At 67.8% G+C, this 575-nt stretch carries 1 pseudogene; it reads right to left on the reverse strand.

The features are described from left to right. Positions 1–575: pseudogene (locus A5634_RS28710) on the reverse strand (hypothetical protein); the annotation flags it as partial.

A 575-nucleotide genomic window follows, 5' to 3' on the forward strand; every position in this document is an offset into this window, starting at 1 on the left:
AGTGCGGGCAGTGTCGGGAACGGCGGCAGCGTGAACGGCGGAATCGCGAACGGCGGGATGGCCAGGTTGCCGGCCAGATCGACCAGGGCGTTGATGCCGCCGGTGATCGTTGCACCGAGGTTGGGCAGTGCGGGCAGGGTCGGGAACGGCGGAATGGTGAACGGCGGCAACGTCAATGGCGGCAGAGCAAAGTTGCCGGCCAAGTCGACCAGGGCGTTGATGCCGCCAGTGATGGTGGCACCGAGGTTGGGCAGTGCGGGCAGCGTCGGGAACGGCGGGATGGCGAATGGCGGGATGGCCAGGTTGCCGGCCAGGTCGAGCAGGGTGTCCAGTCCGCCGTTGAAGGCGCCACCGATGGCTGCGGACAGGCCGTTGAGGCCGCCGGTGAGTGCTCCGTTGAAGGCGGCAGACAGTCCGTTGAGGCTCAGGCTCAGGTTGCCGGAGAGGGCTGCGTTGATGGCGGTGCTCAGGTCGGGCAGTCCGGGCAGGGTCGGGAATGGCGGAATGGTGAACGGCGGCAACGTCAATGGGGGTAGTGCGAAGTTGCCGGCCAGGTCGACCAGGGCGTTGATGCC

Source organism: Mycobacterium asiaticum (assembly GCF_001673365.1).
Taxonomy (GTDB): Bacteria; Actinomycetota; Actinomycetes; order Mycobacteriales; family Mycobacteriaceae; genus Mycobacterium; species Mycobacterium asiaticum_A.